This window comes from Pseudomonas sp. DNDY-54, from assembly GCF_019880365.1.
Taxonomy (GTDB): Bacteria; Pseudomonadota; Gammaproteobacteria; order Pseudomonadales; family Pseudomonadaceae; genus Stutzerimonas; species Stutzerimonas stutzeri_P.
Map to the genome: position 1 here is coordinate 2,119,649 of NZ_CP082271.1, position 26,608 is coordinate 2,146,256.

Consider the following 26,608-nt stretch of genomic DNA (forward strand, 5'->3'; position numbering starts at 1 on the left):
GCGTGGTTACTGACGCTGTTTGCGATTGACCGTTTGCGCTGCCTTGATAATGTCCGCGCCGATCACTGGCTCGAACTCCTGCCACACCGGCCGCATAGCCGCGCGCCAGGCTTCGCGCTGTTCAGGCGTCAGCTCAATGATTTCTGATGTTCCTGCCTTGCGGATGCGCTCCAGGTCAGCCTGGTTCGCGGCCTCGGCGGCGCGGTTAACTTCGAACGTGACCTCTTCGACGATGCCTTCGAGTTCGGTGCGAATGCTGTGCGGAATGCCGAACCAGAAGCGCGTGTTACTCACCAGCATGTAATCGAGTACGCCGTGATTGCTGACGGTGATGTAGGGCTGAACGGTGTGCATTTTCTTGCTGTAAATGTTCGACCACGGGTTCTCCGCACCCTGAACCGTACCGTTTTGCAACGAGGCGAAGACGTCGGCGAATGCGATCTTCTTGGTAGGCGCGCCGACCTGGGCAAACTGCGATTCCAGCACCGCCGATGGCTGAATGCGGAACGCCAGCCCGGACGCGTCGGTTGGTAAACGCAGCGCCTTGGTAGCCGACAGCTGTTTCATGCCGTTGTGCCAATACGCCAGCCCGGTGATGTTTTCCTGCTCCATCGATCGCAGCAGTTGGCGGCCCTTGGTGCGTTTCTGGAAGCGGTTGACCGCTTCCAGGTCATCGAACAGGAAGGGAAGGTCGAACACTTGCACCTGCTTGGTGTATTTCTCGAACTTGGCCAACGAAGGCGCCAGCAGCTGGACCTCGTTATTGTTCAATGCTTCAAGCTCGTTGGCGTCTCCGTACAAGGTTGAGTTCGGGTAGACCTCTACGGTCACCTTGCCGGGTAACCGCTCCTCAACCAACCGCTTGAACAGCAGCGCGCCCATGCCCTTGGGGGTATCTTCGGCGACAACATGTGAGAATTTGATGACGATCGGTTCGGCTTCGACGGCCGTAGCGGCCAGTGCCAGCATGAGACCGGCAAGGGTGATGATCGGCTTGATCATTGATGGGCTCTTTGTTTTGGTTGGTTGGCATGGCATCCGGTGGCGGGATGCGATTGAGCTTCAGCGCGAAGTTATGCCAAATAAGCCAGACGACAAAAAGCGGTATCACACAAAATTCATCATAAAAAAGGCAAGACCGGGCATGAGTCACAATTTGCCCGTTGGCCGCCGCAGTGTGCCTGCAAAACGGCGGCCTAGAGCGATCCCGCCTCAACCGGTGCGAGTTGCCAGCCGCCGCCCAGCGCCTTGTAAAGGGCAACGATTCCCCGATACAGGTCCACTTCGGCTTGAGCCTGCGCATCTTCCGCCGCGAGACGCTCACGCTCGGCATCCAATAACACCAGAAAGTCCACCGTCCCTTCACGGTAGCGGATCTCGGCCTGGCGGGCGGCCGCGCGACTCGCACTGGATTGGCGCAACAGCGAAAGCAGCCGTTCCTGCGCGCGCGCATAGTCGCTGAATGCGTTTTCGGACTCCTCTAATGCCAGCAAAACCTGCTGCTCATAACTGGCTAGCGCACCGTCGGCGTCGGCTTTTGCCCCGCGCAGTCTCGCCCGCACGCTGCCCATGTCGAAGGCTGCCCAGCTGATGCTGGGTGATGCACCCCAGGCTCGTGCAGCGCTCGAGCCGATCTGCGATCCGCGCCCGGCGATGAAGCCCAGGAAGCCAGTCACGCTCACCCGCGGGAACAGGTCGGCCGTCGCCACGCCCACGTTAGCCGTCGCTGCGGCCAACTGCCGTTCGGCTGCCAGAATGTCAGGACGGCGACGCAACAGTTCACCGGGATCGCCGATGGGCAATGCCTTGGCAATGGCGGGCAGCTCACGTGGCGACAGGTCAACGCTGAGTCGATCAGCGCGCTGACCGAGAAGGGTGGCGATACGATTGGCTGCCCGGGTTTGTTGCGCTTGCAGCAGCGGAAGGCTCGCTTCGGTGGCAGCCAGCCGCGCATCGGCGCGCAGCACGTCAAGCTCACTGCCCATGCCCGCTTCACGCAATTGCTCGGTCAGCTGATGCGAGTTGCGTTGATTCTGCAGGTTGTCCCTCGCGATGCGCTCACGCAATTGAGCCCCCCGTAGCTGTCCATACGCGTCCACCAGCTCGGCGACCAGGCTCACCTGCAGTTGATACAGCTCGGCCTCGGCAGCTTCGCTTTGCGCCTCACTGGCTTCGATGCGTCGCTGAATTCGGCCGAACAGGTCGAGCTCCCAGGCCATATCCAGCCCAACGTCATAGCGCTCGATGTTACTGCGCTCCTCGCTGAAGCCGGGTTGCTGCGCTTCGCCGTACTCGGCAGTGGCGCCCGCTGTCACCGTAGGGAAACGGTCATTGGCGTCGTCGTCGCGAATGGCACGTGCGGCGCGTAACCGGGCAAACGCAATGCGTAGCTCGCGGTTCTCGGCGAGTGCTTCGCTGACCAGCGCATCCAGGGTCGGATCCTCGAATTGCCGCCACCAGGCCGCTTCGAAACGCGAACGATCGAAGCCTGGAACTGAAGCGCGGTCGATCTCAGCCGGCGCGGTTTCCGGTGTGCGGTAGTCAGGGCCGACCGCGCAGGCACTCAGTGCCAGAACCGCGACAAGCAGCAGCGGGGTGGTGAGAACTGCCTTCATGCATGAGCCTCCTTTAATACAGCCTTCTTCTCCTCGCGCTTCTCGACGAAGGCGCGAATCACCAGATAGAACACGGGCGTCAGGAGCAGTCCGAAGAAGGTCACGCCGAGCATCCCGCTGAAAACCGCCACACCCATCGCATGGCGCATCTCGGCCCCGGCTCCGCTGGAAAGCACCAGCGGCACCACGCCCATGATGAATGCGAAACTGGTCATCAGAATCGGGCGCAGACGCAGGCGGCAGGCTTCGAGTGTTGCCGACAGCCGATCCATGCCTTCTTCCTGTTTGTCCTTGGCGAACTCGACAATCAGAATCGCGTTCTTGCACGCCAGGCCGACGAGCACAATGAGCCCGATCTGGGTAAACACGTTGTTATCACCGCCGGACAGAATCACCCCGGTGATGGCCGACAACAGCGTCATCGGCACGATCAGGATCACCGCCAATGGCAGGCTCCAGCTCTCGTATTGCGCGGCGAGCACCAGGAACGCCAACAGCACGCAGAGCGGGAAGACGAACATGGCGGTATTGCCGGCAAGGATTTGCTGATAGGTCAGTTCCGTCCACTCGAAACTCATGCCGTTCGGGAGCTCGGCCTTGAGCAACCGCTCCATCGCAGCCTCGGCTTGACCGGAGCTGTAGCCGGGCGCTGCTGCGCCATTGATCTCGGCGGTAAGGAAGCCGTTGTAGTGCATGACGCGGTCCGGTCCAGCGCTGTCGCTGACCTTCACGAAGGTCGAGAGGGGCACCATCTCGCCACGGTTGTTGCGCACCTTTAGCTGGCCGATCTGCTCGGGCGTCAGCCGGAACTTCTGCTCCGCCTGTACGTTGACCTGATAGGTGCGGCCGAAGCGGTTGAAGTCGTTGGCGTACAGCGAGCCGAGGTAGACCTGCATGGTGTCGAAGATCTGGTCGATCGCGACCCCGTGGGTCTTGGCCTTTTCACGGTCGATATCAGCGTCTACTTGCGGCACGTTGACCTGATAGCTGGTGAACAGCCCTGCCAGTTCCGGATAGTCAGCGCTTTTGGCGATGACGTTCTGGACCTGCTTGTACAGCTCTTCATAGCCGAGATTGCCGCGGTCCTGCACCTGCACGCGGAATCCGCCGATGGTGCCAAGCCCTTGCACGGGCGGCGGCGGGAAGATGGCGATGAAGGCGTCCTGGATTTGCATGAACTTGCCGTTCAGATCAGCGGCGATGGCGTTGGCGGACAACGAGGGATCACTGCGCTCATCGAAGGGCTTGAGCGGAGTGAAGACGATCCCGCTGTTCGGGCTGTTGGTGAAGCCGTTGATCGACAGGCCCGGGAAGGCCACGGTGTTTTCGACACCGGGATGCTCGGCTGCGATCTGCGACATGCGCTTGATGACATCCTCGGTACGATCCAGCGTGGCCGCATCCGGCAATTGCGCGAAGGCCACCAGGTACTGCTTGTCCTGCGGCGGTACGAAACCGGTCGGCGTACTGGCGAATCCCAGGTATCCGAGTCCGACCAGACCGACATACACCACCAGGGCGATGCCGCTGCCGCGCAGGATGCGTTTAACCGCACCGACGTAGCCATGACTGGCGCGCTCGAACACGCGGTTGAACGGCACGAACAACCAGCCGCCGAACAGCTTGTCGAGCAAGCGCGAGAATCCATCTTTCGGCGCATCGTGAGCGCGCAGCAACACGGCTGCCAGGGCCGGTGACAGCGTCAGCGAATTGAATGCCGAAATTACCGTTGAGATGGCGATCGTCAGCGCGAACTGCTGGTAAAACTGCCCGGTAAGGCCTGAGATGAACGCGGTCGGGATGAACACTGCGCATAGCACCAGTGCCGTGGCGATGATGGGCCCGGTGACCTCTTTCATTGCTTGTTTGGTGGCTTCTACCGGTGATTTACCGAGGCCGATGTTCCGCTCGACGTTCTCCACCACAACGATGGCGTCATCCACCACGATCCCGATCGCGAGTACCAATCCAAACAGCGACAGCGCGTTGAGTGAAAAGCCGAGCATGTGCATCACGGCAAAGGTGCCGATCAACGACACGGGGACGGCCGCCAGCGGGATGATCGAGGCGCGCCACGTCTGCAGGAAGAGAATAACCACCAGCACGACCAGCACGATGGCTTCCAGCAGGGTATGTACCACCGCCTCGATGGAGCCGCGCACGAAGATTGTCGGATCGTAGACGATCTCGTAATCAACACCTTCCGGGAAGTCACGCTTCAGTTCGGCCATGCGCGCGCGCACCGAATCAGAGATTTCGATGGCATTCGAGCCGGGCCGCTGGAACACGGGGATGGCCACCGCCGGCTGATTGTTGAGCAGCGAGCGCAGCGCGTATTGGCTGGAGCCCAGCTCGACCCGGGCAATGTCCCGCAGGCGGGTAATCGAGCCGTCTTCCGCGGCGCGAATGACGATGTTTTCGAACTCCTCTTCGGTAACCAGCCGGCCCTGCGTATTGATCGATAGTTGGAAGTCCGTGGCGCCCGGCGCGGGGGGTGCACCGAGCGAACCGGCGGCGACTTGACGGTTCTGTTCTCGGATTGCGCTGACGACATCGGTGGCGGTGAGGTTACGTGAAGCGACCTTGTTTGGATCGAGCCAGACACGCAGCGAGTAATCGCCCATGCCGAACAGCTGTACATCGCCAATGCCGTCCAGCCGCGCCAGCTCGTCCTTGACGTTGAGCGCTGCATAGTTGGATAGGTACAGCATGTCGTAGCGCTCATCCGGCGACGTCAGGTGCACCACCATGGTCAGGTCCGGCGACGCCTTGTCTACCGTTACGCCAAGGCGCTGCACTTCGGTGGGGAGGGTCGGCATGGTGCGGGTCACGCGGTTCTGCACCTGCACCTGCGCGTTATCCAGGTCGGTGCCGAGCGCGAAGGTGATGGTCAGGGTCAGCTTGCCGTCGGCTGTCGCTTGGGAAGACATATAGAGCATGCCTTCGACGCCGGTAATGGCCTGTTCCAGGGGCGAGGCGACGGTTTCGCCGATGACCTTGGGGTTGGCGCCGGGGAAGTTGGCTCTGACGACCACGGTGGGCGGGACCACCTCGGGGTACTCGCTGATGGGCAGCTGGAACAGCGAGATGGCACCACCGATGAGGATCACCAGAGACAGCACGGCCGCGAAGATTGGCCGCTGAATGAAGAACTGAGAAAAATTCATGACGCACTCCGGGGGAGAGGGTGCGCATGACGCACCCTGACGGAATCGGTTTTTTTTAGTGTGCGGTTAGACGCACAGTCGACGGCTGCCTGCGTTTGGCTCAGCTGCTCGGACGACGCGCCACGGTGCGATCAACCACCTGCCGGTCGAAGGCCGCGTTGATCTCACGCTGCTGTTCTTTCAGCGACGCGAGCGTATCGGCGTCCGCCATCGGTACGTTTTGCGGCTCGACCGTGGCGCCTGGGCGCACACGTTGCAGACCGTTGACGACGATGGTTTCACCCTGCTCGAGACCGCTGCGCACGATGCGCAACCCTTCGAGCTTCGGGCCCAGCTCCACTGAGCGGTAACTGACCTTGCCGTCATCGCCCAGAACCAGAACGAACTTCTTGCCGAGATCCGTCCCCACCGCAACGTCCTTGATCAGGACCGCCTCGTAGGTGGCGCTGCCCACCAGCCTCAGGCGAGCATAGAGGCCCGGCGTGTAAAGCCCGTCGCGGTTGTCGAATACCGCGCGGCCGCGAATGGTGCCGGTGCGGGGATCGACCTGATTGTCGATGAAGTCCATGTAGCCCAAATGCGGATGGCCATCCTCATCGGAGAGGCCGAGATAGACGGGCGTCGCTTCACCGCGTTCACCATCACGGGCCAGCTCGCGGTATTTCAGATAGGTACGCTCGTCAGCCTCGAAGTAGGCGTAAACCTTTTCCGTTGAGACGAGGGTGGTGAGCAGAGCCTCGCCTGCATTGACCAGGTTGCCCGCGGTGATCAGTGCACGGCCGGCGCGCCCATCAATGGGGGCAGTGACGCGCGTGAAACTGAGATCAAGCTTGGCGGCATCCAGTTGCGCCTGGATGGCCGCGACGGCGGACTTCGCTTCGCTGGCGGCGCTGACACGCGCGTCAGCGAGCTCGGCAGAGATGGCATTGTTGGCGCGCAGCCGTTCGCCTCGTTGGGCCTCGCTGGCAGTACGCTGCTCAGTCGCACGGGCCTGTTGCAGTTCGGCTTGGAGGCGCTTGACCTGAGCTTCGAATGGACGCGGGTCTATCTGGAACAGCAGATCGCCTTTCTTGACCAGAGCGCCTTCCTCGAACGCCACCTTGTCGATGAAGCCGGACACTCTCGGGCGTATCTCGACCGACTCTGGCGCCTCCAGGCGTCCGGTGAGCTCATCCCATTCGGTGACCTGCTGCTCAATGACTTCAGCGACACTTACCGCCGGTGCCGGCATTGCTGCTTCAGTGGCCTCCGGCGCTTGTCCGCAGGCGCCAAGAAGCGCGGCGGCAACCGCAACCAGTGGATAACGCAAGGCTTTGAGTGAACGATCCATGCTTGACTCCGCGACTCAGGTTTTTATCGATGGCGGGAGTGTGCGCGGCGGCCTCGCAATGCAGAAATCGAACGGCGCGAATATGAATATCACCCGCGGTGATGTTGCGGGACATTTCATCAAGGACGAGCGGGGTGACCGAACGCCGCTCCGCGGCTGAGTGTGGGTATCCGTTTTGGTGGGCTAAAGCCCACCCTACAGAGACAAAGCAGGCAGTTTGTAGGGTGGGCTTCAGCCCACCGCGAAATGGTTCGGCTTTTGTTGAGTGGGATTCAGCCCACCGCGAAATGGTTCGGCTTTTGTAGAGTGGGATTCAGCGCACCACGGGCGGCGTCGCAGCTAGGCGCTATCAGAGGCTATCGGGATCACCCACAAACATCTGGATGCGCGAGCGCAGCCAGCGCTCGGCGGGATCGTTGTCCTGAGCGCCGCGCCAAGCCATGGACAGCTCGAAATCATGGCTGGTTTCGAAAGGCAGCGGCTCGGCGCGTACGCCGCCGTTCGCCGCCAGTGCTGCCGCCGCATAATCGGGGACCGTCGCGACGAGATCAGTACCGGCCAGCAAGCTCGCCAGCCCATTGAACTGCGGTACCGCCAACACCACCTTCCGCTTGCAGCCGTGTAGCGCCAATTCCTCGTCGATATAGCCGTTGAGGTCACCGGCGAACGAAACCATTGCGTGGGGCCGAGAGCAATAGTCGTCCATGCTCATCCGGCCCGGGATGGTGTCGGCGCGCAGCAGCATGGGCTTGGGCCGACGCAGCACCTTGCGCTTGGCGTTCGCCGGAAGCTCCTCCGTGTAACAAACACCCACCGATATCTCGCCAGACCCCAGCAGGCCCGGCATCAGCAGGTAGTTGGCCCGCCGGACCACCAAAACGACACCCGGCGCTTCGGCGCGTATCCGTCTGAGCAAGGGCGGCAGCAAGGCGAACTCAACCTCATCGGTCAAGCCGATGCGGAACACCAGTTCACTCGTGGCGGGGTCGAAGGTCGAGGCCCGGCTGACCGCCGTGGATATCGAGTCCAGCGCAGGGGAGAGCAGCCCGGCGATCTCCTGAGCTCGGGCCGTTGGCTCCATGCTGCGGCCTGTGCGTACGAACAGCGGGTCGTCGAACAGCGTGCGCAGGCGCGCCAGTGCAGCACTGATCGCCGGCTGGCCAAGAAACAGCTTTTCAGCCGCCCGTGTCACGCTGCGCTCGTGCATCAGCGTCTCGAACACGATCAGCAGGTTGAGGTCCACGCGGCGAAGGTCGTTGCGATTCATGCCGTTCACTTCAAGCTGTGGTCAGACTAAGGTGTGGCCTGACCTTCAGGGTTGCGTCTGCATTCTAGACAGATCGGCGTGACGTCGGCATGTCCATTTCCGCTTTGAAGTCACACAAACCTGCAGCGCGTGGTACGTCTTTACATACAGCTCATCATCATTCTTGCGCATGGCGACTATCGAACGGAATGCAGGCATCGCGGCTGGAGTTGTACCGGCGGTACAGATAGAGTCACTAACACAGTAGTAATCGAGGGGTCTTTCAATGTCCCGCATCATCCGGTTCCATCAGTTCGGCCCCGCCGACGTTCTGCGCTATGAAGAGCAGGACGTGCCGCAGCCAGGCCCCGGCGAAGTGCTGATTGACATCCACGCGATCGGCGTTAGCTGGAATGACGTGCTATGGCGGCAGGATCTTGCCCCGCGGCATGCGCGACTTCCGTCTGGGCTCGGCTGCGAAGCCGCCGGCGAAGTGCTGGCGGTGGGTGAAGACGTAGACGGTTTCGCCGTCGGTGACCGAGTGGCCAGCTTTCCGGCTCATGACCTCAATCAGTATCCGCTCTACGGCGAGCACGCACTCGTACCCCATACCTCGCTCGTTCATTACCCCGAGCTATTGACGCCAGTCGAGGCATCGGTTCTTTACACGCCGGCGTTGGTCGCGTATTTCGCGCTCGTCGAGTTGGCCCAGCTGGAGCCGGGCCAGTACGTGTTGGTGACTCAGGCGCGCCACTGCACGGGCCCGACTGCGGTACAGCTGGCGAAGGCCTTGGGCGCGCGCGTGGTGGCGACTTGCGACACCGCCGAAGACCGGGATTTTTTGCGCGAGCTGGGCGCTGAAACGGTCATTGTTACCGAAGAAGAGGATTTGGTCGGGCGCCTGCAGAAGATCACCGGCGGCGCCGGCGTCGAGGTGGTTCTGGACGGTTGCGGCGGTTCGCAGATGAAGTTGCTCGGTGATGTGATCGCACCGCGCGGCAAGCTGATTCTTTACGGGCTTAACGGTGGCAACGAGACGGCCTTTCCAGCCTGCGCGGCGTTCAAGAAGAACTTCAAGTTCTTCCTGCATTGCTTGTGTGACTTCACCGGCCAGCCGGAACTGGGCATCAAGCAGAACCGCGAGGCGGTTGAGCGCGCATTGCTGCATATCAACCAGCTCACCGCAGACCGGTTGATCACGCCTCAGGTCGACAAGGTGTTCGGTTTCGAGGAAGTCGTGGCTGCACACGAGTACGTAGAAAGTGGCATACCACGTGGGCGCGTTGTGCTACGCGTCCGGTGAGCAGGGCTGGCTGAACGGGCCCTCTCATCGCTTCACAGAAACTTTTCCCTGACGCCCCAAGTCCTCCGAAGACAGGTTATTCACCTTAACGGAGGATTTTTCATGGCCGACGAAAACCAAACCCTGCCGCCACAACATCAACCCGAGCCCGGCAAAGAGGGGTTGATGAACCCCAAGCCTGAATTCAAGGGTGAGGATTACAAGGCCGCCGGTAAATTGCAGGGCAAGGTGGCCATTATCACGGGTGGCGACAGCGGCATTGGCCGTTCGGTGGCGGTGCTCTATGCGCGCGAAGGAGCCGATGTCGCGATCCTGTATCTCGATCAGCATCAGGATGCCGAAGAAACCCGTCGGGTGGTCGAGGGCCATGGTCGTCAATGCTTGACCTTTGCAGGCGACGTTGCTGATCGCGATGTCTGCCGCCGGGTGATAGACGAGACATTGGCGAAGTTCGGCAAGCTCGACATTCTGGTCAACAACGCCGCGGAACAGCATCCGCAGAAAGGGCTTGAGGACATCAGCGAAGAGCAGTGGGAAAAGACTTTCCGCACCAATATCTTCGGCATGTTTCAGATGACCAAGGCCGCGCTGCCGCATCTCAAGGCAGGCGCATCCATCATCAACACCACCTCGGTGACCGCCTACAAGGGCAGCCCGCAATTGCTGGATTACTCTGCCACCAAGGGCGCGATTACAGCGTTTACCCGTTCGTTGTCGATGAACCTGGCCGAACGTGGAATACGTGTGAATGGTGTGGCGCCTGGTCCGATCTGGACGCCGTTGATCCCCTCGACCTTCGATGAAGACAAAGTCGCGAAATTTGGCGCGAATGTACCCATGGAGCGCCCAGGACAACCCGACGAAGTTGCGCCGGCCTACGTGTATCTCGCAAGCAGCGATGCGTCTTACGTCAGCGGGCAGGTGATTCATGTGAATGGCGGAACCGTGGTCAACGGCTAGTGTGACCCAATAGGAGAAAGCTATGCCTCGCACGATCTGGAAGGGTGCCGTCAGCTTCGGCCTGGTTCACATCCCAGTTGCCCTGGTCCCCGCCACCTCCCGCTCGGGGATTGACTTCGACTGGCTGGACAAGCGCAGCATGGACCGGGTGGGCTACAAGCGGATCAATAAGACCACCGGCGAAGACATCGAGAGCGAGAACATCGTCAAAGGCGTGGAGTACGAGAAGGGCAACTACGTCGTGATCAGCGACGACGAGATCAAGGCTGCCCATCCCAAAGCGACGCAGACGGTGGACATCGTCGCCTTTGTCGATGCGAAGGACATATCGTTCCTCTATATCAACACGCCTTACTACCTGACGCCTGACCGCCGTGGCGAGAAGGTCTATGCATTGCTTCGCGAGGCGCTGATTCAGTCTGGCAAGGTGGGGATCGCCAACGTCGTGCTGCGCAATAAGCAGCACTTGGCGGTCGTGATGCCGCTGGGCAAAGCGCTGGTGATGAATACCTTGCGCTGGGCCGATGAGGTGCGTGGGGTCGAGTATCTCGAGATGAAGGACGAGGCGCTCAACGCCGATCTCAATCCGCGCGAGCTGGACATGGCCAAGCGACTGATTGAAGACATGAGCGAGGAATGGAATCCCGACCAGTACAAAGACACGTTCCAGGATCAGATCATGGATCTGGTGGAAACCAAAGCCCGCGAAGGCAAGATCGAAGCCGTCGGCGGGCCGGAAGAAGCCGTGGATCGCCGCAGCGCGGATGTGATCGACCTGACCGAACTGCTCAAGCGCAGCCTGGCGGGCAAGACGGCAAAGAAAGCCGCGCCGGCTGAAGCGGCCGATGACGACGAGGAAGCCAGCGACGAAGAGGCGGCGCCTCGCAAGCGCACTGCAAGCAAAGCCACGACGAGCAAGAAGGCGCCGGCCAAGTCCACGGCGAGCAAATCATCAGGAAGCAAGACGTCCAGCACGCGCAAGCCCGCAGCCAGTAAACCGAGCAGCAAGAAGGCCGGCTGAGCCGACGAGGTCAACGCATGCCCGCAAAGTCTGGCAAGAGCAGCCGCCCCAATGTGGGCGGCATCGGCATCAGTAATCCGCAACGGGTAATCGATGAGAAAAGCGGCGCGACCAAGTTGCAACTCGCTGAGTATTACCTGGCGGTGGGTGAGCGGCTTGTTCCGCACCTGCGCAATCGCCCTCTGTCGATTGTCCGGGCGCCGGAAGGCGTGAATGGAGAGCGGTTCTTCCAACGCCATTGCGGCCGGCTGAAAATGCCGCACATGCGCGTTCTGGATAAGTCCCTTGACCCGGAACATGCACGTTTGATCCAGGCGGACACCGTCACCGCTGTTGTCGAAGCCGCACAGATGGGAACGATCGAGTTCCACACCTGGAACGCTCGCAGCGACCGTATAGATCGGCCGGACCGCATCATCTTCGATCTCGACCCGGACCCGGCACTGCCCTGGTCCCGCATGGTCGAAGCGACTGACATGACGCTGGAATTGCTGGATGAGCTGGGCCTCAAGGCGTTTCTAAAGTCCAGTGGAGGCCGCGGCATGCATGTGGTTGTACCGATCGACCGTCGACATAGCTGGGAATGCGCCAACGCCTTTGCCCGTGGCGTGACGACGCGCCTGGCTGCCGAAGCGCCGGAGCGGATTGTGGCAAAGATGGGTCCGAAGAATCGGGTCGGCAAGATCTTCGTCGATTATCTGCGCAACCAGCGCGGCGCCAGCACCGTGGCGGCATATTCGGTTCGCGCGCGGCCGGGTCTGTCCGTCTCAGTGCCCATCGGTCGCGAAGAGCTGGAGCAGATTGGCGGCGCGGATCGCTGGAACATACTCAATCTGCACGAGCGGTTGCAGCAATTGGCTACCGATCCCTGGGCGGATTACGCATCGACGCGCCAGTCGATTTCGGCACGCCTTCTCACGTCGTTGGGTGCCAGCGCCTGATTCGACCAGCGGCCTGTTCATTGGAAAATCTCCAGCTAGCCTTGAACTAGCGTAGCGAGAGTGCGCCGAACTCATCCGCCAGCCCGCAGGAACCATTCCAGAGCGGTTGCAGTCGATGTTTAGGATGAGCAGAAGATAATTAGAAACAGGAGATACCGATGACCGTGCGAGTATCCCGGCGACAGTTCCTGAAGTTTGGTGCGGCTGGTGTGGGCGCATCGAGCATGGCCATGATGGGATTTGCGCCTGATGAAGCCGTAGCGTCGATACGTCATTTCAAACTGACCGGCGCCAAAATCTCACGCAACATTTGCACCTACTGCTCAGTAGGCTGCGGCATGTTGCTCTATTCGCGCGGTGACAGTTCCGCCAACGTGATCGATGACATCTACCACGTTGAAGGCGACCCGGATCACCCGGTGAGTCGCGGCTCGCTCTGCCCACGGGGCGCTGGCGTGCTGGACTTCATCAAGAGCGAATCACGAGTCAAATACCCCGAAGTGCGCGAGCCGTTCACCAACGAATGGAAGCGCATCAGCTGGGATGAAGCCTTCACGCGCATCGCGCGTCACATGAAGGATGACCGAGACAAGAATTTCGAGACGCATGACGAGCAGGGGCGACTGGTCAACCGCTGGTTGACGACGTCGATGGTAGCGGCTTCGGCCTGCACCAACGAGACGGCGTACATCACGCAGAAGATCACCCGAGCACTCGGCATTCTCCAGCTCGACAACCAGGCGCGCGTTTGACACGGACCAACGGTGGCAGGTCTTGCCCCAACATTTGGTCGCGGTGCCATGACGAACCATTGGGTCGACATCGCAAACGCTAACGTCATCCTGTCGATGGGTGGCAACTCTGCTGAAGCGCATCCGGTGGGCTTCCGCTGGGTCATGCATGCCAAAGAGCGCAGCAATGCGATCCTTATTTCGATTGATCCTCGCTTCAACCGCACGACGGCGGTGGCGGATTACCACGCCTCGATCCGTACCGGCACGGATATCGTGTTCCTCGGTGGGTTCATCAGCTATCTGATCGAGTCGGACCGTTACGCTCACGAATATGTCCGGGAATACACCGACGCCAGCCTGATCGTGGCTGAAGGCTTTGGTTTCGATGAAGGGCTCTTCACCGGTTACAACGCTGAGGATAAAACCTACGATCGCGAAACCTGGAACTTCGAGTTGGATGAGCGTGGCTTCGCACGCACCGACCCGACGCTGCAGGATCCTCGCTGCGTCTTTCAGCTGATGCGTGAGCATTACAGTCGCTACACCATCGACCAGGTCGAGAATATCTGCGGCATGCCGCGGGATAAGGTGCAGCAGTTGTGGGACCTGATGGCGCAAACGTCCGCGCCAGACAAGACCATGACGATTCTCTACGCCCTCGGCTGGACGCAGCACACCATCGGTTCGCAGATCATCCGTTGCGGGGCAATGGTGCAGCTTCTTCTCGGCAACATGGGCATGCCAGGTGGCGGTGTAAACGCCTTGCGCGGGCACTCCAACATTCAGGGTCTGACGGACATCGGCTTACTGTCCAACCTTCTGCCGGGCTACCTGAATCTGCCGTCCGTGGATCTTCAGTCGTACGAAGACTACATGAAGACGCGCATCAAACCGCCGCTGCGGGAAGGCGAGGTCTCGTACTGGAAATTCTACGAGCGCTTCTTCGTCAGCTTGATGAAGGAGTGGTATGGCGACGTCGCGACGGCTGAGAACAACTGGTGCTACGACTGGTTGCCGAAGCTGTCTGTGCCGATATACGACGTGCTCTATGCCATCAACGACATGACGCTTGGCAAGATGACCGGCGCCTTCTGCCAGGGCTTCAATATCCTGGCGGCCTTCCCGAACAAGGCGAAGGTCATGGACGGTCTGTCGAAGCTCAAGTACTTCGTGATCATGGATCCGCTGACCGTGGAGACGGGCGAGTTCTGGAAGAACTTCGGTGAGTATCACGACGTCGATCCTTCGCAGATCGGTACTGAAGTCTTCCGCTTGCCAACGACCTGCTTCGCCGAAGATGACGGCTCCATTACCAACAGCTCGCGCTGGCTACAGTGGCACGACAAAGCAGCACCGGGACCGGGCGAATCGATGACCGATACCGAGATCCTCGGTGAGGTGATGCTGCGCTTGAAGGTGATGTATCAGGAGGAGGGCGGCGCGTTCCCCGATCCGATTCTGAACCTGGCCTGGAACTACAAGGATCCGAAATTCCCGCGGGCGGAGGAGTTGGCCAAGGAATATAACGGACGGGCGCTGGTGGACCTGACCGATGAAAGCGGGCAGATCATTCGTCGCAAGGGCGAGCTGCTGAAGGATTTCAGCGAGCTGCGCGACGATGGCTCCACGGCCTGCGGTTGCTGGATCTATTCCGGCGCTTGGACCGAAGACGGCAACATGATGGCCCGGCGCGACAATTCAGACCCCTACAACACGGGCAACACGCTGGGCTGGGCCTGGGCTTGGCCGATGAACCGTCGGCTGCTCTACAACCGTGCGTCCGCTCGCCCGGATGGCACGCCCTGGGCACCGAATAAGGCGTTCGTCTGGTGGAACGGTGAGCGCTGGACCGGGGCGGATGTGCCGGACTTCCCACTGACGTCGCCGCCGTCGCAGGGGGTGGGGCCGTTCATCATCACGCAGTCCGGGGGTGGGCATTTCTTCGCCTGTGAGTGGTTGAACGAAGGGCCCTTCCCGGAACACTACGAGCCGATGGAAACGCCCATCGACCGCAATCCGATGAGCCCGGAAAACCCGCTGGCGCTGAACAATCCGATCGCGAGGGTGTTCGAGCAGGATCGCGATTCGTTCGGTTCCAACAAGGAGTTTCCGTATGCGGCGACAACCTATCGACTGACCGAGCACTTCCACTACTGGACGACCCATGCGCGACTCAATGCGATCGCCCAGCCGGAGAAGTTCATCGAGATAGGCGAGGTTCTGGCCGCGGAACTGGGAATTTCAGCCGGCGAGCGCGTGCGGGTGTCGTCGAAGCGGGGCTTTATCACTGCGGTCGCTGTGGTGACCAAGCGGATGGTGCCCCTGCAAATCGATGGCCGAACAGTGCATCAGATCGGTATACCCATTCATTGGGGCTTCAAAGGTGTGGCGAAGAAGGCACACCTGACCAACACCCTCACTCCGTTCGTGGGTGACGGCAATACACAGACGCCGGAATTCAAGTCGTTTCTGGTGAACGTGGAGAAGATTGGAGGAGCCGTCTGATGCGTGGCGACCAGATCAACCTGCAAAACATCATCGCCCGTTCGGCGACGACCACGCCATCGCCGCAGGTGCGGCATGGCGGGGTCGAAAAGGTCACGAAACTCATCGACGTGTCGGTCTGTATCGGCTGCAAGGCCTGTCAGGTGGCGTGTTCGGAATGGAATGACCTACGCGACGACGTCGGCGAATGTGACGGCACCTACAACAACCCGCAGGACCTTTCGCCCGAATCGTTCGAGGTCATGCGCTTCAGCGAGTACGAGGACGAGCAGGGCAACCTCGAATGGCTGATCCGCAAGGACAACTGCATGCACTGTGCCGAGCCCGGCTGCCTCAAGGCCTGTCCGTCGCCCGGTGCCATCGTGCAGTACGCCAACGGGATCGTTGATTTCAACTCAGAGCACTGTATCGGCTGCGGCTATTGCGTGGCCGGCTGTCCGTTCGATATTCCGCGAATCTCGAAAAAGGACAACAAGGCTTATAAATGCACGTTGTGCTCAGACCGAGTCTTCAACGGCTTGGAGCCCGCCTGTGTAAAAAGTTGCCCGACCTCGGCCATCATGTTCGGCACCAAAGAAGACATGCTCGACTACGGTGCTCATCGGGTCGCTCATCTTCAAGGACGAGGGTATGAGAACGCGGGTATCTACGATCCAGCGGGCGTGGGCGGCACGCATGTGGTTTATGTGCTGCAACATGCCGACAAGCCGGAAATCTACAGCGGCCTGCCGAAAGATCCCCACATCGCCCCGACGGTGGAGCTGTGGAAGGGCGTGACCAAGCCGATCATGTCCGTGGCACTCGGCATGTCGGTCCTGGCGGGCTTTTTCCATTACGTGATGAAGGGGCCTAAGGAAGAACCTGAGGACGATCCGGATCCCGAACGGGCTGCGGCGGATCGAGCGCTTGATCGTCGCGGGGAGGACCGGTTATGAGCCATTCCAACGTAAAGCACGGCATCCTGCGTTACGGCTGGTGGACCCGGGTCAATCATTGGCTCATCGCCATCGCCTTCGTGTTGCTGACGCTAAGCGGCCTTGCGCTGTTCTACCCGGCATTTTTCGGCCTTACCGCGTTGTTCGGTGGGCCGGAGCCGACGCGGATCGTGCATCCCTATATCGGTGTGTTCATGTCGTTGTTTTTCGTTATCCAGGCGGTCCGCTTCTTTGGCGACAACCTGATCCGAAGACATGACGTGCAGTGGATGAAACAAATCCGCGACGTGCTCAGCAACCGTGACGAGCGCCTGCCGCCGGTAGGCAAAAACAACGCCGGGCAGAAGGTGGTGTACTGGATTTTTCTCGCCACCGTGCCGGTATTGTTGATCACCGGCATCGTGCTGTGGCGCCCGTGGATTGCCGATGGCATGCCCATCTGGGCCTTGCGATGGGCGGTGGTGATTCATGCTATTACCGCTTTCATCGCGATCATCACACTGGTGATTCACATTTACTCGGCGATCTGGGTCAAGGGTTCGGTACGTGCCATGACGCAGGGTCGGGTAAGTCACGCTTGGGCGCGACACCATCACGGGCTGTGGTACGAAGACGTCATGCGTAACAAGAAATCTGACCCCGAAAGCGCGTCGCCCACCAGCGAAATAACGGATCGCCGTCGATGACAGGAGCTGCAGTGAACCACTCTTATGGAAGTGCGCCATCAGGGATCATGGAGGCGCCCCATGTGGTGCTGCCAGACGCCAAGGTGTTCAGCAAGCGAGCAACCAGGTTGCGTGAATTGGTCATGCAGGTGCCGGCTCTGGATGAGTTTCTCGCGTTCATGGCTCGCGTGGTACAGGCCCAGCATCAGGCACTGACCGAGCAGGAGCCCGCCTGGCGCCCGGCAGCGGATGCCTTCGATCAAGCGTTGAAACACGGCATGCCGCCGTTGGGCTTTCAGGCGTTACGGCGCGACGTACGGTGGCAACAGGACCTGGTTGCCATCCTCGATGCCGTTGAATTGCACGTAGGCGAGCGCCAGCGCCCACTGCTGGCCGCGCTCAGAGAGATGCCCGCCGACGCCCTCGATGCGTTAGCGGATGACGTGTTCGAGATGCGACCTGGCGCTGAGGCGACGCGCGCATTGCTGCCGTTGGTGGGTGCAGCGCTTCAAGTGGCCTGGGCGCGGCTGGCGATCGGCTTGCCCACACCGCCGGCGCGCCCTGTCGGTGAGGCGAAAGCGCTTTGCCCCTGCTGCGGAGCCGTGCCTGTCGCCAGCGTCGTCCACAACGAACGCCATCGCAGCGGTGTGCGTTACCTGCATTGCTCCCTGTGCGCGACCGAATGGCATCTGGAACGTGTCAAATGCAGCGTCTGCGACACCGGCGGCAAGCTGCTGTATATGACGCTGGATGACGAACAGGGCAAACCATTCCTTCCGGTTCAGGCGGAGGCTTGCACCGAATGCCACAGCTATCTCAAGGTCATGCAGCGCGAGCTTCACGGCCGCGCCGATCCGATCGCTGATGACTTGGCCAGTCTTGCGCTGGACATGCTGCTCGCCGAACAGGACGATTACGCACGCAGCGGCTACAACCCGCTGCTGATCGCGGGAAACTAGCGCCTCAGGTGGGCTCAGGAGCCTCGTCGGCCACCGCCTGCCCGCCATAGGGTGTGCCGGGCTTGTAATCGTCCAGGTCGTCGGGGCAGGGCACCTGCGGCAGATCCCCTGGCTTGTCATGCAGCACGGGGTCCGGTTGGGGTACATCGGGGCGGGCATGGGGCGTCATGGCAGTCTCCATCAGTCGGAATACTCACTGACAGGCATAGCTCATCCCGGGCATCTATCAAGCGCACCGACGACGTTTCCCGCGCTCGGCGGAACGCTGGCTGGCAGACACAACCCCTGGTTTCGCCACGGTTACCCGCATCCGTCGTGTCGCTGGTCGGTCCTGCACCGTAGCGGCCAGTCTTGCTGAACTTTTAGAGCCTCCGCTGGTTCGGAAGAACAGAGCCCGTAAAAGCCTGCAGAGCGGGCGTTTACCTGGCAACTCCTGCCTGATCGGTTTCCGCTTTCGTAGCGGCTGGGTTGCCGCACTGCAACGACTTTGGCCCAGGAGCCCGTTCGATGAACGATGCACAGCCCCACGCAACGATTCACCCCCGACTGGAACAAGCATTGAAGATGCCTCGCATTGCCATCGAGTCGACCGAGCCGGTGCTCGACGGTGGACGATTCGCTGCCAAGGCCATCATCGGCCATCCGGTTACCGTCACGAGCAAGATCTTCGCCGACGGCCATGATCAGCTCGCCGCCACGATCTGCTGGCGCACCAAAGACGAAACCAGCTGGCGCCGTGCACGGCTCAAGCTGCTTGGCAATGACAGTTGGGAAGGCCATTTCACCCCGACCCAGGTCGCGAGCCACGAGTTCATGATCGAAGCCTGGTGGGACATCTACGAGACGTACCGCTACGAGCTCTCGAAGAAGCACGCCGCCGGTGTGCCGGTTCATCTGGAACTGGAAGAGGGTCGTCTGTTGCTGGAGCGCGCCAGTGGCCGTGCCCAAGGCGAAACCAAAGCCATCATCGATGACCTGCTGCACCGCTTGCAAACGGCACATCTGGACGACGAGCGCGTATCGGTGATGCTCGCGGACGAGACTGCCGCTGCCATGGCTGATGCGGACCCGCGCGAGCATTGCAGCCAGAGCCCAGTCTTTCCCCTCGAAGTTGAGCGTCCCCTGGCCCAGTTCGCCAGCTGGTACGAACTGTTTCCACGCTCCGAAACCGACGACAAAAGCCGCCACGGCACTTTTCGCGACGTACACAAGCGGCTGCCGTCGATCCGTGACATGGGCTTCGACGTGCTCTATTTCACCCCCATTCACCCGATCGGACGACAACACCGCAAAGGCCCTAACAACACGCTGGAGGCCGGGCCCAGCGATCCGGGAAGCCCCTACGCCATTGGCAGCGAGGATGGGGGCCATGAAGCTGTCCACCCGCAGCTGGGCACCCTGGAAGACTTCCGCGAACTGGTGGCGGCGGCGCGAGAGCACGGCCTGGAAATCGCGCTCGACTTCGCCATTCAGTGCTCGCAGGACCATCCATGGCTGAAGGAGCATCCCGGCTGGTTCTCCTGGCGCCCAGACGGGACGATCCGCTACGCAGAGAACCCGCCGAAAAAGTATCAGGACATCGTCAACGTCGACTTCTACGCCGAAGACGCCATGCCCGACCTCTGGATCGCGCTGCGCGATGTCATCTGGCACTGGGTGCAGCAGGGCGTGAAGATCTTCCGCGTGGACAACCCCCACACCAAGCCTCTGCCGTTCTGGGAGTGGATGATTGCCGATATCCGTGAACGCGACCCGGACGTGATGTTCCTGTCCGAAGCCTTCACCAAGCCGGCGATGATGGCGCGCCTGGGCAAGGTTGGTTTCAACCAGAGCTACACCTACTTCACCTGGCGCAACAACAAGGCGGAGCTGAGCGAGTATTTCACCGAGCTCAACGAACCGCCGCTGCGTGATTGCTACCGGCCTAACTTCTTCGTCAATACGCCAGACATCAATCCTTTCTTCCTGCACGACTCCGGCCGCCCGGGGTTTCTCATCCGTGCGGCGCTCGCGACCATGGGCTCCGGGTTGTGGGGCATGTATTCCGGTTTCGAGCTGTGCGAATCCGCTGCCATACCCGGCAAGGAGGAATACCTCGATTCAGAGAAGTACGAAATCCGCCCACGCGACTATCACGCGCCGGGCAACATCATCGCGGAGATCGCTCAGCTCAACCGCATCCGGCGTCAGAACCCGGCCCTGCAGACCCACCTCGGTTTCAAGGCCTACACGGCCTACAACGACAACATCCTCTATTTCGGCAAACGCACGCCGGACCGCTCCAACTTCATTCTGGTTGCAATCAGCCTCGATCCGAACAACGCGCAGGAGGCTCACTTCGAGTTGCCGCTCTGGGAGCTTGGGCTTCCCAACGACGCGGTGACACGCGGCGAGGACCTCATGAACGGGCACCGCTGGACGTGGTACGGCAAGACGCAGTGGATGCGGATTGAGCCCTGGTATCAGCCCTTCGGTATCTGGCGATTGAGTGCAGACGCGCCTGATCCAGACTTAAAGTGATTTCTAGGAAAAATAATAGTCTTTGGTATCAATGGTTTGTGCAGTTAATCGAATCCTGTACCTAAGGCTTACGCACTTTTTCAGTCTCCACCCGGTTGCTTCCAGCGCCGGGTTCTGGAGTTCATGAAAGGAACGAGAACATGGCCAAAGCGCGCAAACCAGCCGCCTTCATCAAAGATCCCCTCTGGTACAAGGATGCGGTGGTCTATCAGGTCCACCTCAAATCGTTCTACGACTCAAATAACGACGGCGTTGGTGACTTTCAGGGCTTGATCGAGAAGCTGGACTACGTCGCTGACCTCGGTGTGAATACCATCTGGCTGTTGCCGTTCTACCCCTCGCCACGGCGGGATGATGGCTACGACATCGCGGAGTACCGCGGTGTGCATCCTGAATACGGAACCATGGCCGATGTCAGGCGTTTTATCGCCGCCGCGCACAAACGGGGACTGCGGGTGATCACCGAGCTGGTCATCAACCACACCTCTGACCAGCACCCCTGGTTTCAGCGGGCGCGTAAGGCGAAGAAGGGCTCCGCCGCGCGGGATTTCTACGTCTGGTCAGACACTGACGACAAGTACGACGGTACGCGGATCATTTTTCTCGACACCGAGACCTCGAACTGGACCTGGGACCCGGTTGCTCAACAGTACTTTTGGCACCGCTTCTACTCCCACCAGCCGGACCTCAACTTCGACAATCCGCAGGTCATGAAAGCGGTGCTCAGTGTGATGCGCTACTGGCTTGACCTCGGGATCGATGGGTTGCGTCTGGACGCCATTCCTTATCTGGTCGAGCGCGATGGCACGAACAACGAAAACCTTCCCGAAACCCACGTGGTGCTCAAGCAGATCCGCGCGGAAATCGATGCCAACTACCCGGATCGCATGCTTCTGGCCGAAGCGAACCAGTGGCCGGAAGACACCCAGCTGTACTTCGGTGGCGAAGACGGCGGGTTAGGGGACGAGTGCCACATGGCGTTCCACTTCCCGCTGATGCCGCGCATGTACATGGCGCTGGCCCAGGAAGACCGCTTTCCAATCACCGACATTCTGCGCCAGACACCGGACATCCCCGAGAACTGTCAGTGGGCGATCTTCCTGCGTAATCACGACGAGCTGACGCTCGAAATGGTGACCGACAAGGAACGCGACTATCTCTGGAACTACTACGCCTCGGATAAGCGTGCGCGGATCAACCTCGGCATTCGTCGACGCCTGGCGCCGTTGCTCGAGCGTGACCGTCGCCGCATCGAGCTGCTCAACAGCCTGCTGCTGTCGATGCCTGGTACGCCGGTGATTTACTACGGCGACGAGATCGGCATGGGTGACAACATCTTCCTCGGTGACCGCGACGGTGTACGCACACCGATGCAATGGTCGGTGGACCGCAACGGCGGTTTCTCCCGGGCCGATCCGCCGAGCCTGGTGCTACCGCCAATCATGGACCCGCTGTACGGCTATCAGGCGATCAACGTAGAGGCACAGCAGCGTGATCCGCACTCGCTGCTCAACTGGACGCGCCGGCTGCTGAGTATCCGCAAGCAGTTCAAGGCGTTCGGTCGCGGCACCCTGAAAATGCTCGCGCCGAGCAACCGTCGCATCCTCGCTTACATTCGGGAATTCACGACGGCCACCGGGGAAACCGAAGTGATTTTCTGCGTCGCCAACGTGTCGCGTTCTGCTCAGGCGGCTGAACTGGAGCTGTCGCTTTACGCCGGCATGGTGCCGGTGGAAATGGTCGGTGGCAGCGCCTTCCCGCCGATCGGCCAATTGCCGTATCTGCTGACCCTGCCACCGTACGGCTTCTACTGGTTCCAGCTGGCAACCAGTCATCAGATGCCCAGCTGGCACCAGGAACCGGTGGAAACCATGCCTGACTTTCAAACCCTCGTTCTCAAGCGCCTGGATACGCTTACTTCCGCCAACAGGCGAATTCTCGAGACAGAATCCCTGCCGTCGTACTTGCCAAAACGGCGGTGGTTTGCCAGCAAGGACGCGACCATCGATTCGATCAAGATCTGCTACACCGTTCCGTTTGGGGATTCGCAGCGCCCCGTGCTGCTGAGTGAAGTTGCAGTCGAGGCGGCGGGTCGTACCGATCTGTATCAGTTGCCGCTGGGCTTTCTGGATGAGAGTGATTTTGACATTGCCCTGCCGCAACAGCTGGCGATGGCTCGTGTTCGCCGCGGACCGCAGGTCGGCTTGCTGACCGATGCGTTTGCGCTGAAGCAATTCGTGTTGGGCGTCATCCAGGGGCTGCGCGAGGAACAGACCTTGCCATGCGGTGACGGCGAGATACGGTTCCAACCCATGGCACAACTGGCGGAGGTGGATCTCACCGACGATGCCGAGGTGCGCTATCTCACGGCCGAACAATCCAACAGCTCCGCAATTATTGGCAGCAGCATGATGATCAAGGTGCTGCGGCGTGTGTCGGCAGGGGTCCACCCGGAATTGGAGATGGGACGCTTCCTGACCGAACAGGGGTTCACCCATATTTCGGCCATGCTTGGCCAGGTGACACGCGTCGACAAACAGGGCGAACAGTACGCCTTGATGGTCGTGCAGCGCTTCCTCGACAACCAGGGCGACGCATGGGAATGGACGCTCAACACCCTCGACCGGGCTGTGCGCGACCAGATTGCCGGTGGCGTGTCGCTGCATGAAAACCAGTTCAGCGCACTTGAAGAACTCGAAGCCTTTAACCGGTTGCTGGGACAGCGACTGGGTGAAATGCACATGACGTTGGCGAAGCAAACCGACGACGCCGCGTTTGCCAGTGAGCCCACGCGTTCGGCCGATACCAAGGAATGGACAGCCTCGATTTCCGGCCAGGTCAGCCGCGCGCTGGAGCTGTTGCAGAACCGCCGCGGCGAACTGGACCGCAAGGCCACAGTGATGGTCGACCAGCTACTGGGGCAACGTGACCAGCTATTGGCAGAGGTCAAACGGCTCGCCGATCGTACCCTGGGTGGCGTGCGCACCCGGGTGCATGGCGACTTGCACCTGGGACAGATCTTGGTGGCGCAGGGTGATGCGTACTTCATCGACTTCGAAGGCGAGCCGGCGCGTTCGCTGGAAGAGCGTAGAAGCAAGCTGAGCCCGTTCAAGGATGTGGCCGGTGTGCTGCGTTCGTTCGAATACGCAACGGCAATGACCCTGCGCAACGCGCAGACCAGCGACAGTTCCGAAGCGGCTGTTCTGGCGCGACGCAACATTTCCGACACGTATCAGCACAGCGCACGCACCGTGTTCCTCGAGGCCTATCGCGAGGCTACGGCGCAGATGCCGCACGCCTGGAAGGATGCCGCCGGTGCTGACGCTGCGCTTGCGCTGTTCAGCTTAGAGAAGACTGCATACGAAGTGGCCTACGAGGCAGAGAACCGCCCGGCCTGGCTCTCCGTTCCCCTTCAGGGACTGGCGACGCTGGCTCAACAGATTTCCGATGGAGGTTCCCAATGATTGATCGTCCGGCTGTGACCATGCCCGGTGAAACCCTGTTACCCAAAGATTCCGATGTGGACGCGCTGGTACGCGCGGAGCATGGTGATCCGTTCTCCATACTCGGGCCGCACCCTGATGGGGATGGCCTGGTGGTACGCGCCTATCTGCCGAATGCGCTCGGCGTAGAGGTGCTGGAGCGCTCCGGTGGTCGCGTTCTCGCTGCCATGGAGCAGGGACAGGTCCCCGGATTCTTTTTCACCCGTCTGACCAACCCGCAGCCCTACCTGCTGAAAATACGCTGGGCCGGCGGAGAGCAGATCACCGAAGACCCGTTCAGCTTCGGCCCGCAGCTGGGCGAAGTGGACATGCACCTGTTCAGCGAAGGCAATCACCGCCAGATCGGACGTGTGTTCGGCGCTCAGCCTATGGAAGTTGACGGTGTGCAGGGCGTGCGGTTCGCCGTGTGGGCACCCAATGCACGCCGGGTATCGGTGGTGGGTAGCTTCAATGACTGGGATGGCCGCCGCCATCCGATGCGCCTGCGGTTCCCATCGGGCGTCTGGGAGATTTTCATTCCTCGACTGCAGCCGGGTGATCGCTATAAATTCGAGATTCTCGGCCAGCACGGCATCTTGCCTTTGAAGGCGGACCCAGTGGCGCTGGCGACCGAGTTGCCTCCGGGCACGGCGTCCGTGATCTCTCATCCGCTTGAATACGAGTGGAAAGACGAGGCCTGGTTGCAACAGCGTGTGGCACGCCAGTCCATCAAGGCGCCCATGACGATTTACGAACTGCATGCAGGCTCATGGCGCCGTGATGGCGGTGACGATGGCCGCCTCTACGACTGGCATGAACTGGCCGAGCGTCTGATCCCGTACGTGGTGGATATGGGCTTCACCCATATCGAGCTGATGCCGATCATGGAGCACCCCTTCGGTGGATCGTGGGGCTATCAGCTGCTGTCGCAGTTCGCACCCAGTGCACGTTACGGCAACGCGCATGATTTCGCGGCGTTCGTCGATGCCTGCCATGCCGCCGGGGTGGGGGTGATTCTTGACTGGGTGCCAGCCCACTTTCCAACCGATGCCCACGGACTGGGCGAGTTCGACGGTACGGCGCTGTACGAATATGCGCACCCGTTCGAAGGCTTTCATCAGGATTGGGATACCTACATCTACAACCTGGGCCGCACCGAGGTGCATGGGTTCATGCTGGCCTCGGCGCTTCACTGGCTGCGTGAGTTCCACATCGATGCACTGCGCGTCGATGCGGTCGCCTCGATGCTCTATCGGGACTATTCACGCAAGGAAGGTGAGTGGATTCCGAACCGCCACGGTGGCCGCGAAAATCTGGAAGCCATCGAGTTCCTGCGTCATCTGAATGATGTGGTCGCGACTGAGACGCCCGGTGCGTTGGTCATTGCCGAAGAGTCGACGGCGTTCCCAGGCGTCAGCAAGCCCACATCCGAGAACGGATTGGGGTTTGCCTACAAGTGGAACATGGGTTGGATGCACGACACCCTGCAGTACATCCAGGAAGACCCGATCAACCGTCAGTACCATCACGACAAATTCACATTCGGCATGGTCTACGCCTATTCCGAGCATTTTGTGTTGCCGATTTCTCACGACGAAGTGGTGCACGGCAAGGGCTCGCTGATCGACAAGATGCCGGGCGACCGTTGGCAGAAATTCGCCAATTTGCGGGCCTACCTGTCGTTCATGTGGACGCATCCAGGCAAGAAGCTGCTGTTCATGGGCTGTGAGTTCGGCCAGTGGCGCGAGTGGAGTCACGACCGTGAACTGGATTGGCATCTGCTGGAGGAAGCCGATCACCGCGGCGCACAGAACCTGGTCCGTGACCTCAACCGGTTGTACAGCCAGGAACCTGCGCTGCATGAACTCGATGCCGACCCGGCCGGCTTCCAATGGCTGATCGGCGATGACCGCGCCAACAGTGTGTTTGCCTGGCTGCGCAAGAGTTCTACAGGGCATCCGCTACTGGTTGTCGGCAACTTCACGCCGGTCGTACGTGAGGGCTATCGGGTTGGCGTGCCGGTAGACAGCCGTTGGCTGGAGGTTTTCAACAGCGATGCCGAGTGTTACGGCGGCTCTAACGTGGGCAACGGCGGCGGGCTGCAGGCTGAGCAGGTGCCGGCGCATGGGCAGGAGGTATCACTAACGCTGACACTGCCACCTCTGGGCGTGATCATCCTGCGACCACAGGTGTAGCGATACCGGCGCCTCGAAAGGGGCGCCACC

General features: G+C 60.7%; 18 protein-coding genes. 12 read left to right on the forward strand and 6 right to left on the reverse strand.

Annotation, left to right across the window (positions count from 1 at the left end; translation table 11 throughout):
- Window positions 1-6: 6 nt before the first annotated feature.
- From K4O48_RS09895 to mexE, 4 genes are all read right to left on the reverse strand, one after another.
- A complete protein-coding gene (locus K4O48_RS09895; protein ID WP_222912057.1) occupies window positions 7-999 on the reverse strand; it encodes a TRAP transporter substrate-binding protein in 993 nt (330 codons plus the stop codon).
- A gap of 197 nt (window positions 1,000-1,196) precedes the next feature.
- Window positions 1,197-2,615, reverse strand: a complete 1,419-nt coding sequence (locus tag K4O48_RS09900) for an efflux transporter outer membrane subunit (protein ID WP_222911831.1) — start codon at window positions 2,613-2,615, stop codon at window positions 1,197-1,199.
- Window positions 2,612-5,782 carry an efflux RND transporter permease subunit gene (locus K4O48_RS09905; RefSeq protein ID WP_222911832.1) on the reverse strand — a complete coding sequence of 1,057 codons (3,171 nt, stop codon included), beginning with the start codon at window positions 5,780-5,782 and terminating at the stop codon, window positions 2,612-2,614. The genes K4O48_RS09900 and K4O48_RS09905 overlap by 4 nt, the downstream gene beginning before the upstream one ends.
- A 100-nt stretch (window positions 5,783-5,882) precedes the next feature.
- The gene (gene mexE / locus K4O48_RS09910; protein ID WP_222911833.1) at window positions 5,883-7,112 is read right to left on the reverse strand and encodes a multidrug efflux RND transporter periplasmic adaptor subunit MexE; all 1,230 of its coding nucleotides are present in this window, start codon (window positions 7,110-7,112) and stop codon (window positions 5,883-5,885) included.
- On the opposite strand from mexE, the gene K4O48_RS09915 reads away from it, so the two are divergent.
- Window positions 7,111-7,272 (forward strand): hypothetical protein, encoded by a 162-nt coding sequence (locus K4O48_RS09915; protein ID WP_222911834.1) that lies wholly within the window; start codon window positions 7,111-7,113, stop codon window positions 7,270-7,272. The two genes, mexE and K4O48_RS09915, sit on opposite strands and share 2 nt — an antisense overlap.
- 189 nt (window positions 7,273-7,461) lie before the next feature.
- On the opposite strand, the gene K4O48_RS09920 is transcribed toward K4O48_RS09915, so the two are convergent.
- Window positions 7,462-8,379: a LysR family transcriptional regulator gene (locus K4O48_RS09920; protein WP_260523723.1), complete on the reverse strand. Its 918-nt coding sequence runs from the start codon at window positions 8,377-8,379 to the stop codon at window positions 7,462-7,464.
- Between the two features lie 265 nt (window positions 8,380-8,644).
- On the opposite strand from K4O48_RS09920, the gene K4O48_RS09925 reads away from it, so the two are divergent.
- From K4O48_RS09925 to fdhE, 8 genes are all read left to right on the forward strand, one after another.
- Window positions 8,645-9,661, forward strand: a complete 1,017-nt coding sequence (locus K4O48_RS09925; RefSeq protein ID WP_222911835.1) for a zinc-dependent alcohol dehydrogenase family protein — start codon at window positions 8,645-8,647, stop codon at window positions 9,659-9,661.
- Window positions 9,662-9,763: 102 nt separating this feature from the next.
- Window positions 9,764-10,621, forward strand: a complete 858-nt coding sequence (locus tag K4O48_RS09930) for an SDR family oxidoreductase (protein WP_222911836.1) — start codon at window positions 9,764-9,766, stop codon at window positions 10,619-10,621.
- A gap of 22 nt (window positions 10,622-10,643) precedes the next feature.
- Complete coding sequence (locus K4O48_RS09935) at window positions 10,644-11,642, forward strand: Ku protein (protein ID WP_222911837.1); 999 nt, start codon at window positions 10,644-10,646, stop codon at window positions 11,640-11,642.
- Window positions 11,643-11,659: 17 nt separating this feature from the next.
- Window positions 11,660-12,583 carry a non-homologous end-joining DNA ligase gene (gene ligD, locus K4O48_RS09940; protein ID WP_222911838.1) on the forward strand — a complete coding sequence of 308 codons (924 nt, stop codon included), beginning with the start codon at window positions 11,660-11,662 and terminating at the stop codon, window positions 12,581-12,583.
- A 158-nt stretch (window positions 12,584-12,741) separates the two neighbouring features.
- The gene (gene fdnG, locus K4O48_RS09945; protein WP_222911839.1) at window positions 12,742-15,822 is read left to right on the forward strand and encodes a formate dehydrogenase-N subunit alpha; all 3,081 of its coding nucleotides are present in this window, start codon (window positions 12,742-12,744) and stop codon (window positions 15,820-15,822) included.
- On the forward strand, window positions 15,822-16,757 hold the full coding sequence (fdxH, locus tag K4O48_RS09950) for a formate dehydrogenase subunit beta (RefSeq protein WP_222911840.1): 936 nt from the start codon (window positions 15,822-15,824) through the stop codon (window positions 16,755-16,757). Before fdnG ends, fdxH begins: the two co-directional genes overlap by 1 nt.
- A complete protein-coding gene (locus tag K4O48_RS09955; protein WP_222911841.1) occupies window positions 16,754-17,443 on the forward strand; it encodes a formate dehydrogenase subunit gamma in 690 nt (229 codons plus the stop codon). Before fdxH ends, K4O48_RS09955 begins: the two co-directional genes overlap by 4 nt.
- Window positions 17,444-17,490: 47 nt before the next feature.
- Window positions 17,491-18,381, forward strand: coding sequence for a formate dehydrogenase accessory protein FdhE (gene fdhE / locus K4O48_RS09960; RefSeq protein WP_222912058.1), 891 nt, complete (start codon window positions 17,491-17,493; stop codon window positions 18,379-18,381).
- A 4-nt stretch (window positions 18,382-18,385) separates the two neighbouring features.
- Here the strand turns inward: fdhE and K4O48_RS09965 are convergent, their stop codons facing one another.
- A complete protein-coding gene (locus K4O48_RS09965) occupies window positions 18,386-18,550 on the reverse strand; it encodes a hypothetical protein (RefSeq protein WP_222911842.1) in 165 nt (54 codons plus the stop codon).
- 338 nt (window positions 18,551-18,888) lie between these two features.
- Here K4O48_RS09965 and K4O48_RS09970 point away from each other — a divergent pair, with 338 nt between their 5' ends.
- The 3 genes from K4O48_RS09970 (at window position 18,889) to glgB (ending at window position 26,578) form a co-directional block, all read left to right on the forward strand.
- Window positions 18,889-20,901, forward strand: a complete 2,013-nt coding sequence (locus K4O48_RS09970; RefSeq protein ID WP_222911843.1) for an alpha-1,4-glucan--maltose-1-phosphate maltosyltransferase — start codon at window positions 18,889-18,891, stop codon at window positions 20,899-20,901.
- Between the two features lie 140 nt (window positions 20,902-21,041).
- Window positions 21,042-24,365: a maltose alpha-D-glucosyltransferase gene (treS, locus tag K4O48_RS09975; protein WP_222911844.1), complete on the forward strand. Its 3,324-nt coding sequence runs from the start codon at window positions 21,042-21,044 to the stop codon at window positions 24,363-24,365.
- Window positions 24,362-26,578 carry a 1,4-alpha-glucan branching protein GlgB gene (gene glgB / locus K4O48_RS09980; RefSeq protein WP_222911845.1) on the forward strand — a complete coding sequence of 739 codons (2,217 nt, stop codon included), beginning with the start codon at window positions 24,362-24,364 and terminating at the stop codon, window positions 26,576-26,578. The genes treS and glgB overlap by 4 nt, the downstream gene beginning before the upstream one ends.
- The last annotated feature ends 30 nt before the right edge of the window (window positions 26,579-26,608 follow it).

Excerpts from the sequence above, each read along its gene's own strand:
- K4O48_RS09905 (WP_222911832.1), bottom strand. The coding sequence starts at position 5,782 with ATGAATTTTTCTCAGTTCTTCATTCAGCGGCCAATCTTCGCGGCCGTG.
- K4O48_RS09935 (WP_222911837.1), top strand. The coding sequence starts at position 10,644 with ATGCCTCGCACGATCTGGAAGGGTGCCGTCAGCTTCGGCCTGGTTCAC.
- ligD (WP_222911838.1), top strand. The coding sequence starts at position 11,660 with ATGCCCGCAAAGTCTGGCAAGAGCAGCCGCCCCAATGTGGGCGGCATC.
- K4O48_RS09925 (WP_222911835.1), top strand. The coding sequence starts at position 8,645 with ATGTCCCGCATCATCCGGTTCCATCAGTTCGGCCCCGCCGACGTTCTG.
- K4O48_RS09970 (WP_222911843.1), top strand. The coding sequence starts at position 18,889 with ATGAACGATGCACAGCCCCACGCAACGATTCACCCCCGACTGGAACAA.
- K4O48_RS09915 (WP_222911834.1), top strand. The coding sequence starts at position 7,111 with ATGCTTGACTCCGCGACTCAGGTTTTTATCGATGGCGGGAGTGTGCGC.
- K4O48_RS09920 (WP_260523723.1), bottom strand. The coding sequence starts at position 8,379 with ATGAATCGCAACGACCTTCGCCGCGTGGACCTCAACCTGCTGATCGTG.
- fdxH (WP_222911840.1), top strand. The coding sequence starts at position 15,822 with ATGCGTGGCGACCAGATCAACCTGCAAAACATCATCGCCCGTTCGGCG.
- fdhE (WP_222912058.1), top strand. The coding sequence starts at position 17,491 with ATGGAGGCGCCCCATGTGGTGCTGCCAGACGCCAAGGTGTTCAGCAAG.
- K4O48_RS09965 (WP_222911842.1), bottom strand. The coding sequence starts at position 18,550 with ATGACGCCCCATGCCCGCCCCGATGTACCCCAACCGGACCCCGTGCTG.
- K4O48_RS09955 (WP_222911841.1), top strand. The coding sequence starts at position 16,754 with ATGAGCCATTCCAACGTAAAGCACGGCATCCTGCGTTACGGCTGGTGG.
- mexE (WP_222911833.1), bottom strand. The coding sequence starts at position 7,112 with ATGGATCGTTCACTCAAAGCCTTGCGTTATCCACTGGTTGCGGTTGCC.
- glgB (WP_222911845.1), top strand. The coding sequence starts at position 24,362 with ATGATTGATCGTCCGGCTGTGACCATGCCCGGTGAAACCCTGTTACCC.
- K4O48_RS09930 (WP_222911836.1), top strand. The coding sequence starts at position 9,764 with ATGGCCGACGAAAACCAAACCCTGCCGCCACAACATCAACCCGAGCCC.
- K4O48_RS09900 (WP_222911831.1), bottom strand. The coding sequence starts at position 2,615 with ATGAAGGCAGTTCTCACCACCCCGCTGCTGCTTGTCGCGGTTCTGGCA.
- treS (WP_222911844.1), top strand. The coding sequence starts at position 21,042 with ATGGCCAAAGCGCGCAAACCAGCCGCCTTCATCAAAGATCCCCTCTGG.